Origin of the sequence: Peribacillus acanthi (assembly GCF_003073175.1) — a bacterium.
GTDB lineage: Bacteria > Bacillota > Bacilli > Bacillales > DSM-1321 > Bacillus_BN > Bacillus_BN acanthi.
This window is the reverse complement of sequence record NZ_QBBX01000002.1, coordinates 201,313-216,279: the sequence shown is the minus strand read 5'-3', so window position 1 is coordinate 216,279 and position 14,967 is coordinate 201,313. Positions and strand designations below refer to the sequence as shown.

At 34.4% G+C, this 14,967-nt stretch carries 15 protein-coding genes and 1 pseudogene; 8 read left to right on the top strand and 8 right to left on the bottom strand.

All coding sequences use genetic code 11. The features are described 5' to 3' along the window. Window positions 1-52: 52 nt before the first annotated feature. The 3 genes from eutH to DBX25_RS02785 form a co-directional block, all read right to left on the bottom strand. A complete protein-coding gene (eutH, locus tag DBX25_RS02795) occupies window positions 53-1,132 on the bottom strand; it encodes an ethanolamine utilization protein EutH (protein WP_205685169.1) in 1,080 nt (359 codons plus the stop codon). Window positions 1,133-1,203: 71 nt separating this feature from the next. Further along, the gene (locus tag DBX25_RS02790; RefSeq protein WP_115509726.1) at window positions 1,204-2,268 is read right to left on the bottom strand and encodes a M24 family metallopeptidase; all 1,065 of its coding nucleotides are present in this window, start codon (window positions 2,266-2,268) and stop codon (window positions 1,204-1,206) included. A gap of 266 nt (window positions 2,269-2,534) precedes the next feature. After that, complete coding sequence (locus DBX25_RS02785) at window positions 2,535-4,220, bottom strand: sigma 54-interacting transcriptional regulator (protein WP_108669246.1); 1,686 nt, start codon at window positions 4,218-4,220, stop codon at window positions 2,535-2,537. Between the two features lie 256 nt (window positions 4,221-4,476). Between DBX25_RS02785 and DBX25_RS02780 the strand changes: the two are divergent. The 6 genes and pseudogenes from DBX25_RS02780 to DBX25_RS02755 form a co-directional block, all read left to right on the top strand. Then, a pseudogene (locus DBX25_RS02780) lies at window positions 4,477-4,835 on the top strand (SDR family oxidoreductase); the annotation flags it as partial. A gap of 154 nt (window positions 4,836-4,989) precedes the next feature. Further along, a complete protein-coding gene (locus DBX25_RS02775; protein WP_108669349.1) occupies window positions 4,990-5,643 on the top strand; it encodes an HAD family hydrolase in 654 nt (217 codons plus the stop codon). A gap of 174 nt (window positions 5,644-5,817) precedes the next feature. After that, window positions 5,818-6,675, top strand: a complete 858-nt coding sequence (locus tag DBX25_RS02770) for an MBL fold metallo-hydrolase (RefSeq protein WP_108669245.1) — start codon at window positions 5,818-5,820, stop codon at window positions 6,673-6,675. Window positions 6,676-6,962: 287 nt separating this feature from the next. Then, a complete protein-coding gene (locus tag DBX25_RS02765; protein WP_108669244.1) occupies window positions 6,963-7,388 on the top strand; it encodes a hypothetical protein in 426 nt (141 codons plus the stop codon). A gap of 932 nt (window positions 7,389-8,320) precedes the next feature. Then, on the top strand, window positions 8,321-8,491 hold the full coding sequence (locus tag DBX25_RS02760) for an imidazoleglycerol-phosphate dehydratase (RefSeq protein WP_108669243.1): 171 nt from the start codon (window positions 8,321-8,323) through the stop codon (window positions 8,489-8,491). Between the two features lie 15 nt (window positions 8,492-8,506). Further along, window positions 8,507-8,857 carry a hypothetical protein gene (locus DBX25_RS02755; protein WP_108669242.1) on the top strand — a complete coding sequence of 117 codons (351 nt, stop codon included), beginning with the start codon at window positions 8,507-8,509 and terminating at the stop codon, window positions 8,855-8,857. A 90-nt stretch (window positions 8,858-8,947) separates the two neighbouring features. Here DBX25_RS02755 and DBX25_RS02750 read toward each other — a convergent pair whose 3' ends face one another. Continuing rightward, entirely contained in the window at window positions 8,948-9,820 is an 873-nt protein-coding gene (locus DBX25_RS02750) for a YihY/virulence factor BrkB family protein (RefSeq protein ID WP_276309569.1), read from the bottom strand. 126 nt (window positions 9,821-9,946) lie between these two features. On the opposite strand from DBX25_RS02750, the gene DBX25_RS02745 reads away from it, so the two are divergent. Then, window positions 9,947-10,423, top strand: coding sequence for a GNAT family N-acetyltransferase (locus DBX25_RS02745; protein WP_108669240.1), 477 nt, complete (start codon window positions 9,947-9,949; stop codon window positions 10,421-10,423). A 395-nt stretch (window positions 10,424-10,818) separates the two neighbouring features. Here DBX25_RS02745 and DBX25_RS21735 read toward each other — a convergent pair whose 3' ends face one another. The 4 genes from DBX25_RS21735 to DBX25_RS02725 all read right to left on the bottom strand — a co-directional run bounded on the left by DBX25_RS21735 (window position 10,819) and on the right by DBX25_RS02725 (window position 13,672). After that, window positions 10,819-10,932 carry a DUF3898 domain-containing protein gene (locus DBX25_RS21735; protein WP_108669239.1) on the bottom strand — a complete coding sequence of 38 codons (114 nt, stop codon included), beginning with the start codon at window positions 10,930-10,932 and terminating at the stop codon, window positions 10,819-10,821. Beyond that, complete coding sequence (locus tag DBX25_RS02735) at window positions 10,911-11,612, bottom strand: hypothetical protein (protein ID WP_108669238.1); 702 nt, start codon at window positions 11,610-11,612, stop codon at window positions 10,911-10,913. The genes DBX25_RS21735 and DBX25_RS02735 overlap by 22 nt, the downstream gene beginning before the upstream one ends. A 177-nt stretch (window positions 11,613-11,789) precedes the next feature. After that, window positions 11,790-12,413 (bottom strand): hypothetical protein, encoded by a 624-nt coding sequence (locus tag DBX25_RS02730; RefSeq protein ID WP_108669237.1) that lies wholly within the window; start codon window positions 12,411-12,413, stop codon window positions 11,790-11,792. Window positions 12,414-12,613: 200 nt separating this feature from the next. Next, window positions 12,614-13,672: a DUF3900 domain-containing protein gene (locus DBX25_RS02725; RefSeq protein ID WP_108669236.1), complete on the bottom strand. Its 1,059-nt coding sequence runs from the start codon at window positions 13,670-13,672 to the stop codon at window positions 12,614-12,616. Window positions 13,673-13,822: 150 nt separating this feature from the next. Here DBX25_RS02725 and DBX25_RS02720 point away from each other — a divergent pair, with 150 nt between their 5' ends. Beyond that, window positions 13,823-14,965 carry an acyl-CoA dehydrogenase family protein gene (locus tag DBX25_RS02720; RefSeq protein ID WP_108669235.1) on the top strand — a complete coding sequence of 381 codons (1,143 nt, stop codon included), beginning with the start codon at window positions 13,823-13,825 and terminating at the stop codon, window positions 14,963-14,965. The last annotated feature ends 2 nt before the right edge of the window (window positions 14,966-14,967 follow it).

Genomic DNA, 14,967 nt, shown 5'->3' with positions numbered 1-14,967 from the left:
ATTATTGGAGGAGGTAGATTTGAAAAAGGGCTATATTTAAACCATAGCCCTTTCATTGTTTAATTCTGATTTGTTGTGTTGCATAAATCGCTATAATAGCTGCCAATAATCCAGCTGTCAGTTTACCTACAATGAGTGGTAGAACAAAACTTTTTTCCAAACCTGCTACAAAGCCTAGATGACTTCCGAAGACAAATGCTCCGCTAACAGCAAATGCAGTGTTTACGACTTTACCTCTATTGTCCATTTCATGTAAGGTTGCGAACATTGGAATGTGGTGTGCGAAAGATGCGATAAATCCACCAAGAGATTGTTGGTTCATTCCTAGCTTTTTTCCTATTAGGACAAAAGGCTTTTGTAATACTTTTACTAACACGAATACGAACGGAAATGCGCCAGCAAGCATAATGGTGATCTTCCCAACTGTCACGAATCCTTCTTCAAGCGACATCATCCCTGGTATCATCACAACACCCGTTAAAGTTTCAATGATAATGGAGACAAGACCGATGATGATTACAACTTCAATTCCTTTTCCAAACCAAGTAAATCCTCGTATCATTATGGTTTGTGCGAAAATCATACCAATCGCGATTAATACAGAAATAAGAATCGACGGTAATAAATTTTTAATCATCCAGATAAAGTCGAACCCTGCTACATATCCTCCAGCTAAACAGCCAAATGGAATAGTCATAAGTCCAATTAGTATCCCTTTAGCAAAGAAGGGATGATCATCTTTTTTGATAATACTTAAAGCTACTGGAATAGTGAAAACAATAGTTGGTCCCATCATCGTTCCTAAGAATATCCATGAAAAAAGAGCTGCATCATTGGTTTGTGCCATCTCATTTGCAAGAGAGTACCCCCCCATATCCAATGCTAAAAAGGTGGAGGAAAACATCGCAGGATCCGCTCCAAGAAATTGATATACAGGGGAGACTACCGGTGATAATATTTTAGCCAACACAGGGGCTAATGAAATCATACCGATCATTGAAAGAGCTAATGCTCCCATTGATTGGAAGGCTTCCTTGAATTTTTGACCTATCCCCAATCGGTTGTCCAGTAGATAATCAATTGCTCCAAGTATCATAAAACCGGTCATGATAATAATAATGATATCGTTCATTATAAAAACCACCATTCAAGGACATCATACCCCAATCGCTATGATGTCCTTTCTATTTATTTTCATGTTCCTTATAGAATCAGTAATTCCTTTGTCGAATGGGTAATAATTTCATAGCCATTCTCTGTTACAATTACATCATCTTCAATTCTACAGCCACCCCAGCCAGGGACATAAATCCCAGGCTCTATTGTTACCACCATTCCGGTTTGGAGGATTTCTTCACTAATGTTAGAAAGACGTAGTGGTTCGTGTACTTCTAGACCTAAGCCATGCCCAGTTGAATGTCCAAATCGATGTCCATAGCCTTTTTCTGTAATATAGTCTCTCGTTAAATCGTCAATAGTGTTCGTTTTTTCCCCTGATCGAATCCCTTCAGTGCCACGTTTTAACGCTTCTAAAACGACATGATAAATACTATGAAACTCATCTGAACAACTTCCAACAGCTATGGTTCTAGTTATATCTGAACAATATCCCTTATATAATGAACCAAAATCTAACGTTACCATGTCACCGTACTCAACAATTTTTCCAGAGGCTACTCCATGTGGTAAAGCAGCTCTTTTCCCAGAAGCAACAATAATATTAAACGAGGAAGAGGAGGCACCTTGTCTTCGCATATAGAATTCAAGTTCATCCCGAATCTCAATTTCAGAGACCCCAGGTTTAATGATATTTAAAATATATTCAAACGTTTTATCAGCAATTTGTGCTGCCGTTCTCATAGTCTCTAACTCTAAATGATCTTTAATTTCACGAACCTTTTCAATGATATTTTCCAATTGAACTAATTGTGCATTTGTATATTTTTGTAGAGTTGAAAAGGTTTTTAGTGTCATGGAATTTGCCTCTACAGCGATTCTTTGAATGCCTTGTCGGTCGATTTCAGCAGCAACCGCTTGTTCAATATTCCCATCATGAATTACTATTTTTGCAACTTTTACTTCATCTTGTGCTTGCTCGCCATAGCGAAAGTCTGTAATGAATGTAGCTCCATTATGTGAAACCAACACCATGCCTGCAGATCCTGTAAAACCAGTTATATATCGACGGTTTTCACTTTTTGTAATTAAGATTGCATCAACATTGTTTACTAAAAGCTGTCTTTGAATTTTTTCGATTCGGTTCATTATTTTTCCTCTCCTTTTACAATCAACATGTTCTTCGGAAACTTGGTTAAAATTTCAAAGCCATTTTCGTTCATTCATGTAACTTTCTCCTTTATTAAAAAAATGAATCTAGACATACAGGAATATTGCAAGTTTTGTGCCAACCTTAAGTACAAGTGTTTTAAAGCAAGACGAGGTTTAGTGTCTATGTTTATTGACAGATGAATGTATGTAGTGTCAAATTTATTAGACAGAAAAACCAGTGCCTTATCTCTTGGCACTGGTTTTCATCATAGATTGATGTTTAATTTTTTTAATTTATTGTATAAAGTAGCTCGAGATATTCCTAGTTTTTTAGCTGCTGCTTGCTTGTTTCCATTCTCCATTTGAATGGCTTCTAGTATTTTATTTTTCTCAAATTCATTAAGGTCTTCCTGTAATGATTCGTCTAGATAAAGGGAAGAAGAAGTAGTTTGTAGCAGTTTTTGTGGTAATGCTGCGACTGATAGAATTCCGTCTCCTGACAATAACACTAACCGTTCAATAACATTACGTAGTTCTCTAACGTTTCCTGGCCAATCATATTTTAATAGTGCTGAAGTGACCTGTGGATCGACGACTTCAAGATGTCGATTATAGAGTAATGAAAACTCATAGATAAACAGATGGAGTAGCTCCATAATGTCTTCTTTTCTTTCTCTTAAAGGAGGAATCGTAATGGATAATATGTTAAGTCGATAGAATAAGTCTTCCCGGAATGTATTAGCTTCCACCATAGCCTCTAAATCCTTATTCGTTGCTGCGATGATGCGACAGTTGGCTTTTCGTTCTTCAGTTCCGCCTACACGATAGTAGGTTTTATCTTGGAGAACACGGAGTAGCTTTACTTGCATATCCAACGGCAAATCAGCAATCTCGTCTAGAAAAAGTGTTCCTCCATTTGCCAACTCAATTTTCCCGGGTTTTCCTTTAACATCTGCACCAGAAAATGCCCCTTTTTCATAACCGAAAAATTCACTCTCAAACAGGGAAGGTGGAATCGCACCACAATTGACGGCTACAAAAGGAGAGTCATGGCCTTGGTAAAAATGAATAGCTTTCGCAAAGACTTCCTTTCCAACTCCTGTTTCTCCAAGTAGTAAAATGTTCGCACTTGTTTCCGCCATTTTCTTGGATAAAGAAACAGTCTCATGGATTAATTGACTTGATCCCCTTATATGCTGAAATGCATCCTGTGAAGATTGTAGTCTTGAAACCTCTTTTTGAAGCTGGAGGATTTTAGTTGAAGCATTCATAAGTTCCTGGTTCATCAAAACTTGACTCGTTATGTCCGTCTCTGCAGCTACCGCACCGACAATCCGATCCCCGATAATAATTGGACTACTATTAATCATGACAAATAGGTCTTCTCGAGGCTTATGCTGCTTATGACGAAACGATTCTCCAGTTTCCATCGTGACTTTATTTAATAACATTTCTTTTGGAAAAAACTGCTCCATTTTCTTGCCGATAATATTTTTCGCTGGGATAGAAAAAATCCTTTCTGCTCCTGGGGTCCATACCACTGTTTTTCCAGCCTCATCTACAACTGAGACAGAAGCATCCATAGTATTAATCATCGTTTGAAAATAAGCATGTAAATATTGATAGGATTCAAATATCTTTGTAAGCAAAGTCGTGGAGTCAATATAGCCCAGGATTGTACCTTCCTCATCTAAGATAACTACAACATCTGTTGTTTGAATTTCTTGGATAATGTCAAATATTGAAACATTCTCATGAAATGCAAATACACTTTTCCAAGGATAGTCCTTAAGATCATTATGATGAAACTCGTTTCTATTAATCATATAGACTTTACCTTGGTTCTTGTTAAATACATAGGATGCTCCATAATCTTTTTCATGATTAATATCGGATAGCATTATAAAATCATATTGCAATATGTCCTTTATATGAGGAAGAAGATGCTTCATGATGAATCCACCACCTAATTAACTTATCTAACTCATACTCTATCATTTTGGTAGGCCGGTGTCGTTGATAACGGGAAGTTTTTTTATGGATAAAACTACCCAATAAACAATTTTTTTATCTGTAAGTTTGTAAAAATAAAGTACGCTAACATAATCAGCTGGTTTTTATTTTTGCTTAGTTTTAACAACTGAAGCTGTCTTATTATGCTTTAAAATTTCTAATAAATGTTCTGCCATATAATTAGTACTATATTTAAATGGAGTTGTCATTAACATCGCTTCAGCTGGTGGACTTCAAGGAGCTAGAGCAGGTGCAGCTTATACTGCTTCTAAACATGCAGTTGTTGGTTTTACTAAGAATACAGGATTCATGTACGCAAATAACGGCGTTCGTTGTAATGCGATTGCTCCAGGTGGAGTAGAAACCAATATCGGGTCTTCCATGACAGGTAACAATCAATTGGAATGGGAGGTATTCAACCTGGATTAGGAGTAAACCCAAGAGTAGGTAAACCAGAAGAAATTGCTAACATCGCTCTATTCCTTGCATCTGATGAATCAAGCTTTGTAAATGGAACGGTTATTACTGGCGACTCAGGTTGGACAGCCTATTAATTAGATGTGATAGATATTGAACCAACAAGATTATCTTGTTGGTTTTTTATTTGGAGGGGGAAAAGACTATTAAACTAATCGTATAATAGAGGAAAAATCTTACACATTGAAGAAAAGGTATAGAGTAGTAGAATAAGAAAAGGGTGTGTTTGTTATTAAAGCAGTTATTTTTGACTTTGATGGGACACTTGCTGATACTTTGCCAGTTTGTTTCATTGCATTTAAAGGGGTTTTCAAGGAATTTGATAATAGAGAGGTTACAACAGAAGAGATTATTGCCATGTTCGGTCCATCTGAGACTGGCATTATTCGAGAGAACCTTAGGAATTCTGATTATGAAAAAGCTATAGAGTTATATTATGAAAAATATAACGATCATCACAGAACTATCGTTCAGAATAACGAGGAAATAAATTCGTTAATTCATCAGTTAAAAACCGATGGATATAAGCTTGGAATCGTGACTGGAAAAGCACGAAGAAGTCTCGACATATCTTTAGATTGTCTTGGACTAAAAAATGTTTTTGATGTAATAGTAACTGGTGATGATGTAGAATTTCCAAAACCTCATCCAGAAGGAATAAACAAAGCTTTAGAACAGCTAAGCGTGTCAAACAAGGAGGCTGTTTTCTTAGGAGACAGCGATGCTGATATACTAGCTGGTAAGCGAGCAAATGTTTATACGATAGGAGTACAATGGTTACCAAACTACCAGACAATGGAGTTTAAGGTTCAACCAGATGAAGTATATAGTAACATAAATGAATTCTTACCATCACTCTTAGTATCTAAAATAAAAAGTATTTGATAGCTACCAAACTTGGTGGCTATTTTCATTATAGGAGAAAAGTAAAGTAGTTATTACTAGAAAAATATGATACATTGAGAATATTCTAAATATTCATAACTAAATTCAAGAAACTTCTACATTAGTTTTTAAGGAATCTAGAAATTTTGGATAATTAATAAGGGGTTGAAAGGTGTGTTTTTAAAGAAAAAATCATATTTAGGAGAGAAAAATGGCGTTTCCTACTTGAATGGGGTTGTTAAACTCCACAATGTTACGTTAAATGTTCACAGCTATTTAGTTGATGGTGTATTAATTGATACTGGAGCTCAGTCTTTACATAAATATTTTGAAGCATTTATTGATCAAGCCGATTTTGATCAAGTAATGATTACTCATTTTCATGAAGACCATTCGGGTTGTGCAGCTTATATTGAAAAAACAAAGAAACTACCGATTTATTTAAATGAAAAAACAATGGATTATTGTACACAACGGGCAGACTATCCATTATATAGGCAGGTTTTTTGGGGAAGGAGAAAGCCTTTTCAGGCTAAAGCTATGCCTGATACGTTTACTTCAAGAGGTGCCACTTGGGAAGCAATTGATACTCCTGGGCATGCTAATGATCATAAAGCCTTTTTAAATCGGGAAACGGGTCAATTATTCACAGGGGATTTATTTATAAGCGAACGCACCAAAGTCGCTTTGAAAGAAGAAAGTATTCCTACAATTATTCAATCATTAGAGCGAGTATTAACCTATGATTTTAAAGAGGTATTTTGCAGCCATGTGGGATACGTAAATGATGGTAGAGCAGCTCTTCAACGGAAACTAGAGTATTTATTATCTATTAAACATAGTGTATTAACTTTACAAAAAGAAGGGGATTCAGCTGAAGTAATCCGTAATAAGTTGTTTCCTAAACAATACCCAATTATTAAATTCTCTAGCGGGGAATGGGATTCACTCCATATTGTCACATCAATATTGAATGAAAACCATATAATTGAACGAGAGGCTACCTTAAAAGGAACTAATCATTTTAGATAAGTCTACAAATAAACTAATGTGAATTTATTGCTTGGTTATATCTATTCAATTTGATGAATTTCATATAAGTAAATCTCTTCATCTCTGAGTTTGTAAGAAATGATCTTGTGTAAATAACTGAAAATTAGAATATAGTTTATATTAGAAATGCTATCCTCTAAAAGAGAACGATAGCTTTTTCTATGTTTTAGAGCTTTTTTATCAATAACTTCAATCAACAAACATTCTTTGTATTACTTACAATCAAAATGTTTGATGTTATTTGCAAAGGAGGAGAAAAATTCCGGTTGAAAAAGATTATGCTCCCTTTGATCTATGTAGTTGAGCTGGTTTTATTCTTTTATGTTCTTATCTTTGTTTTTCTGTTCAATATGGTCTATTTTGCTAACATTGTGCTTATTGATATGCCTTGGGAAGAACCAATTACGTTTGCATCACCTCTAATTAAATCATTAATGATCATATGTGGAGCAGGGATCTTAGGCTTCCTCTATATAAAATATTTAACAGGAAACAGAGTATATAGAAAAATCAAGGAAGTTATTTGGGGAATATTGTTAGGTTCAAATGCATTAAGTTGTATGCTTTGGTTAATTGTTGGTTATCCCTTTGATTTTTCTAATGATCAAAGAATAGAGTTGCTGTTCGCTACTTTAATTAGTTTACTTTTAACCATCCAGATTTTTATGAAATTCCGTAACGAAAATAAATAGAATCCCGTGAACTGTACATTCTTGGCAATATCGTTGAATAATATCCTAGTGGGCATTTTCCTCAAATTACGGATCCAAGAGTTGTCATTGATTCAATCAAATATTGTTTTAAGCAAATAAATAATGAGATTGAATGAAAGGGGATATTGTTTTAAAACAATTAATGAAAATGGGGTGGAATCTTGGGAATTGACAATGATCAGCGAGAAAAAAGTAAAATGAAACCGATGATGGATGGAATAGAACCTTTTATGGAAGCCCCACAATTGGAGGAATTCTTGTAATTGGTGCAATCGTACTTTACTTTATATTTAAATAGTAATATTCATACGTAAGAATTTAGAGAAGAGCTGACATTTTTCACAGCTCTTTTCATTTGCTAAGGGGGATTATCTGTTTAAAGGGTACAGCTTTTAGATAATCAAAGCGGATAATTTCAAAACAGTTCTTAAAAAGTGAACCATCGTTCTAATTAGTCGTAGAAGCTGTCATTGAGACAGCTTTTTCTTGTTTTTAATTTTTACATCTTTTTAATGTTTATATTCCCTAATGATTACATAAGTTTTATAGAAATAGTATTAGTAGGCGATCCCCACGCGAGATTGAATAAAATCGATTCTTTTTATCTGGCTAAATGTAAATTCAGCTGTATCCTGCACGGAAATTTCAACACCATCTTCCGAATGACCTCCTTTTATTACCCAGCACTTAAATATTTACTATATCTTCTTTTTCAACGAAGAGGCGAATTAACTGAATAGAAGTATATAAACATAACCATTTAACGAGCTAATACACAAAAATTAAGAGCATGACTGTAACAATTATGGCAGCTTTATCTTTTCCTTCTCTTCCATTAAAGGGGATAATGAGTAAAATCCATGGTAATAGCAATACTAAGAAGGATGTTTTTTAGTAAAGGAGGGAATATGATGACGAGTCGCAATGGTAGCAAAGGAAGTCAAAATCAAAATTCACCACAAGCACAATACAATCAAGAATTTGGTAGTGAGTTTGTAAGTGGAGATAATAACAAAGGAAATGAATATCGTTCTAAGATAGGAAATAAATCTAAAAGTAAGTCCAAGCAGAGTGGAGAATGAAAAAATCGTGAGGCAATGAACGCCTCACGATTTTTTTGTAATTTTTTTCTAGATATTCATCTTCCTTCTATCATTCAATCATTAGAAAGAGTACTAACCTATGATTTTCAAGATGTCTTTTGCAGCCATGCAGGATTGGTAAAAGACGGACATGCAGCACTTGAACGTAAACGAGATTATTTATTAACGATCGAACAAAATGTATTGAGTTTACATAATGAAGAGGATACCGCTGAAGAAATCTGTAATAAGCTATTTCCAAAAAAATACCCAATAATAAAATTGCCAAGCGGAGAATGGGATATACTACATATTGTCACATCGATTATTAATGAAAATAATATCTCTAAATCAGAGATTACTTGATGTGAATTCACATAAATAAGAGCATGTTTCAGTGTTTCGAAACATGCTCTTATTTATGTTGTTCGTTACTCTAAACTTCGTATGTTTAATTTACATAGAAATGGATTGATCATTCCTTATTTGTTCCATTCTTCTTTCATATTTGCTAGAGAAGTCACGATGGACCAGGGCATTTATCTCCCCACCTATTACAAGTGAGAGTCCAGTAAGATAAAGCCACAACATTAAGATAATTACCCCACCGAGTCCACCATATGTTGAACTGTAATTGCCAAAATTACTTACATAAAATGAAAACCCAAGAGATATCAATTGCCACAGTAGTGTGGCTACGACCGCTCCAGGAATCACTTGTTTAAAGGGATAATGCTTATTTGGTGCGAGCTTGTACAACAGGGCTAAAACAACGACAATGATGGAAAATGCAACCAACCAACGTAAAATCCGGAATAAAATTTCAGTTTCATCTGGTATTAATACAAATTTCTCGATTGTATTAAGAATAACATCTCCGAAAACTGGTAAAACAAGGGCTACAATAAATGCTACAATCAAACCAATCGTTAACCCAATTGAAATTAATCGAGCAACAATGAAATTTCTAGTTTCTTCAACATCAAATGCAACATTCATCGAATGGATAAAAGCATTCATCCCATTAGATGCAGACCAAATTGTTCCCAATATACCTACCGTTAATAGTCCGCCATTTCTCTCACTAACTAATTTCACGACATTTTCTTCAAACAGCTCAGACGATTCACGGGGCATTAACGAATTCAATACATTCATCACTTTTTGAGGATCAATGTCCAAATATGGGACAATCGATAATAACAAAATCATTAATGGAAATAAGGAAAGCATGTAATAGTAGGATTGCTCCGCCGCCAATCCTGTTGCACGGTCTTCCTTCATTTCTTTCATTAATTTTCTCCCAAATGGGATCCATTTTTTCTTCAAAGGCTTCAACTCCCAAATAGCTATTCTAATAGATGTATAAATGACTATTCCCATTCAGTAACGAATATAATCCTATAATGAGGATTTTCCAGGAATAGCTAGTCATCAAAAAAATGGAGGTATACTATGAAAAAAATAATGAGAGCCACAATTGAAGATGCTTCTGCCATACTATCGGTTCAGAAATTAGCTTATATAAGCGAAGCGGAGATATGTGGCAACTATGAAATAGAACCATTGATGCAAACTGAAAATGATGTAGAAAAAGCATTTGCTACTCATATAATTCTAAAATATTTATATAATGATATTCTTGTAGGTTCTGTGAGAGCCTATGAAAAAGAGGGGACATGTTATATTGGTAAGTTAATGGTACTTCCTGAATATCAAAACAGAGGAATAGCAAAGGAATTAATGAAAGAGATTGAAAGTTTATTTGAGAATGTCAGATATGAATTGTTCACTGGCAGTGAAAGTAAAAAAAATATCTCATTCTATGAGAAAATTGGATATAAAGGTTATAAAATAGAAAAATTAGCAAGAGAGGACACAGTGTTCTTGTTTATGGAAAAAACGACACCTACTCCTACAAATATTAGATAATTAAAAAAATGCCCGTCCATGTTTGTTCAACATGAGCGGGCTTCATATAAGGAGTAATGTATAATATGCAGCTCATCGTAAAGAGGACAAGGCATATGTATTATTTTCACATAAGAAACATGATAAATTATTTTTATTATGTTTTTTTTTGTACAAATAAGAACGAATGTTCTATAATAAGGATTACATCATTTTGAATGAGACTTAGGTATCCGATAGAGGTGAATGAGATGCAATTGTTATCAAAATTTACTGTGTTAAAGCAGAAAAACAATGAAATTATTAGGAATAAGAAAAAACTATCAAAACGGTTATCAGTTTTGATCCTTCAAAATAAAAATAAAACAAAACCACCAGTTTCATAATTGGTGGTTTTATCTATTCAACAACTTTTATTAATTTTCATGTTTTTGTTTTAAGATTTCAATAATTTGGTCTAACGAATGAGGCTTCACAAACTCAATGGGTGAGAAGTTCTTTTCAAACGTTATTCTTCTGATTTTACCCAAGTTTCTCCATACTCATCAATTAATTGAATGCTATTTAATTCCTTTTCAATTTTGAAAACAACACTTCCAATTTCTGAAGTTAAAACCAGTTTGTTTCCTTCTATAAACCAATCAGCAGTAGTTATATCAAACGTTCCAATATAACTATCCATAAAGCTTCTATTAGTATAAAGATGGGATTCTTTCATTAATTTAAAAACAGTATAACCGCCGTCGTTTGACCATACACCTAATAAATCATCTTCAAAAATCACCATTCCATTAATAGTTGTTGAATTACCCAATGTTTTGGAGTATTCTTCCCAACTAATTATACCGTTTGAAGATCCGACAACAAGATTCTTTGTGTCAATTTGAAGTGCATAAGAGATACCTTCACTCTTCTCAAATTCAGATAAAGGATCAAAGACATAATATGATATTCCATCCACTACTTTAGGGGTTTCTTGACTTAAAATTAGGTCGAGTCCTGTAATGTTTTTAACTAAAGACTTTGCTTCTCCTGCAGAAATAATATCTTTTTCTTCATCAGTATCAATTTCTTTAGTTACTTGTTTTTCTTTAACTTCTACTGGTTCTTTAACAACTTCTTCCTTATTAACTTCTTTTTGATTTGAACAAGCAGATAGTAAGATTAATAGTGTTAAAAAAATTGTTAGCTTGGATAATTTGTAATTCATAGTTGTTCCTCCCAATACTGGTACTTTTTACATAAAAAATATTTTACCAGTTAATAGCAACTAATGTCGAATCCTTTTTCAATATTAATAAAATCGAAGATTAGCACAAAACAAAAACCACTGAAATTAGTTTTCGGTGGTTTCTTTGTAGTAGTATTTATTATATTTTTCTTATTCTCATTTTAAATAAATCATACCAGACAAAATTAAACACAGAAAGCCAATAAGAGCACCAATCATTCCAATAGTTATCATATAGTATAAAAGGGTATTAAATACCACTCTCCATAACTTGTAACCAATAACTCCTATTTGAGCAAATGGTAATAGATAATCCTTTTTTCTCTTTTTAGTCCATTTATTATAATCTAAAGGATCAATGCCAACTACTTTGCGATGTATAAATTTGTGGATTGTATAATCAGATTCAAATAAAAAATAAACAAGATATTTTAAGATTAATAGTATTGCAAAATATAATAAGCCATAAATAAAAACAATACCTACAGTTTGATCAAAAACTGATGTGAGTGTAGGCGTAAAGCCAAGGAATTGAATAGCAAGATAGTTAGCAGCTTTAACAGGAAGTAGTAGTAATTTAGCTAATGCTATCCAATCACTTTTTTCAACTAAATTATGTACAGCTAAAAACTTAATAATTACATTAATAAAGGTTAAAAAAGCAATTACAAATAGAAAAGATAATGCGCCACCAATACCAGAACCAATTGAACCACTACCATCAGAATATCCACTTTTATAAGCCTTTATTAAATCACCAAAAGAAAATAACTTTGACATTATGAACCATCCTAATTATTATTATAGGATTATTCTACCATTTTACTTATGGGTTTTATATACATTTACAAATTATTAGGAATATTGAGCGTCTAAAAAGAACCACCAGTCAGTTAAGAGTGGTGGTTGTATTACTAAGAACCTAGTAGTTTTAGGGCGAAATATAGTTTTTATAGGTCACGAATCGGTCACCAAAATCTTTATAATTTATTATTAATACGTTCAATAACCGTGTTTAAATCGTCTGGTTTATGAAATTCAATCGGAGAATATCCTTTATCAAACAACACACTTTCAGCTTCAATTACAAGAATAAACTTACCGTTGGATTTTGCTAAATGGATTTTATCACCAAAATCTGAAAGCATACCTTTAACAGAAATATGGTCTAGTTTCATCTTCAATTCGATTTCAGGATCATGCTCAATTAACACTGAAGATGCCTCTAAAACCTCGTCAGTACTGAAGTGCTCTTGAATCTCGCGCTTATCACTTGTAGCCCAGATTTCCATCGCTTCTTCTAGCTGTTGCTGATCGAAGTCATCTGGCTGTATGGATTCAAATTGGTCACGAACCATAGAGATGACATGGGACTTTACGATTTCAGGCATCGATTCCCCATATTCAACGAATTTAAGGAATTCTTCGAAGTAGCGTGATTGAGAAGACTGATGGAGCTTTAATTCACTTTCCTCGAGCATTCCCTCTTCGGGCATATAAGGATATTGAATTGACTTCATACTTTTTGTCGTAATCGCCATTTCTACGTTTTTAATTAGTGACTTTTCATCTGAAATAGTCGCTACTTTAGGCTCAAAATCACACTTCAACACAAAAAGGAAAGGATCATCATAAAATTTAGTCAGCTTTGCATTCGCAATAATTAAAGCGCCACCACGGACTGAACTAGTATCGATATATGCTTTTACAATTTTTTCAGCTGCTGTTTGAAAATCTTCCTTAGATCCGGCCACCCTTACTTTTTGAAACATATTGAAATTAGGATTGGAGTCGAGTGCGTACCCTTCCTCTACGATAAATCTTCCAATTTTGGTTGGGGCAGCCTCTGATTTTGGATGTCTTTCCACTTTACGTTTTGTAATTTTAGTAAATTCACCGTCAAGGAATTCCTTAAGTGAGCTGGATTCGTACATGGTTTGATCAAGCGTCTGGAAATGCTTATACGTCTTATCCGATCCGTCATCCTTACCTGTAGATTGAATGAGGTAAAAGGATAAGTAGTTTATTTGAAAGTCCATACATTCACCTATTTTCAGTAATTTGCTTCTAAAAGTATAGGTGCTTAAAACTAATTCGTCAATTTTACAAAAAATAAAACGGTTTCCTTGATTTCATAGTTATTTTTCCTTTAAATGAAAGGTACGTAAAGTGAGTAGGAGGTTCAAAATATGTTTATTAAAACTGACAAGCAAGCAGAGCTACTAAAAAAATTAGAGCCTGTCCTGCTGAAAATTGCTGATCGATCTCAGGAATTAGAAGACAGTAGAGATTTTCCCTTTGAAAATATAGAGGATTTGGTTCGAATTGGTTATAGCACTTGGACACTACCAGTTCATGAAGGAGGAAAGGGATTAGGACTGTATGATTTCCTTCTATGTCAGGAAAAAATTGCAGAAGCTTGTGGTCCCACTGCTCTTTCCATTGGATGGCATTCCGGGATTGTGTTACAGCTTCAAGAGAACCGCAATTGGGAAGCGGCTATATTACATGAAACATTCCAACAAATCAAAAAGGGAGCCTTAATCAACCGCGCTGCCACGGAACCAGCTACAGGTAGCCCTACAAGAGGTGGAGTTCCTTCTACACAAGCTCGCAAGGTTCATGACAGTTGGGTTATTTCAGGAAGAAAAACATTCACGTCAATGGCACCTATGCTCGATTTATTCCTCGTCAATGCATGGATTACAGAAGAAAATAGAATGGGATGGTTTTTGATTAACAGGAGCCAACCAGGTGTAACTATAGAAAAAACTTGGGATGTCATAAGCATGCAAGGAACTAGTAGTGAGGACTTACTTTTGGAAGAAGTAATAGTAGAAGATAAATATTTGGTAGAAGAACCTAAAGGGATGGATAAAAAAGGGGAGGGCTGGCTGTTACATATCCCAGCTTGCTATTTAGGAATTGCTTCTGCAGCTCGGAATTTTGCAATTAAGTTTGCTAATGAGTATACACCAAATAGTATTAAAGCTCCGATAGCTACCTTGCCAAACGTCCAACGATTAATTGGTGAAATGGAGCTTGAACTCATGCAATCCAGACATTTCCTATATTCTGTAGCGGGTAACTGGCAAAATGAAATCGATTTACGGCATCAGCTGACTCCTCACTTGGCAGCAGCTAAGCATTCGGTAACCAACTCGGCAATTAGAATTGTTGATAAAGCGATGAGAATTGTGGGAGCTCAAAGTCTTCAAAGAACGAACCCATTATCTACGTATTATAGAAACGTTAGGGCTGGACTGCACAACCCACCGATGGATGATGCTACCATTCACATGCTAGCACAGTGGTCTAATTTGAAAAAATAGAT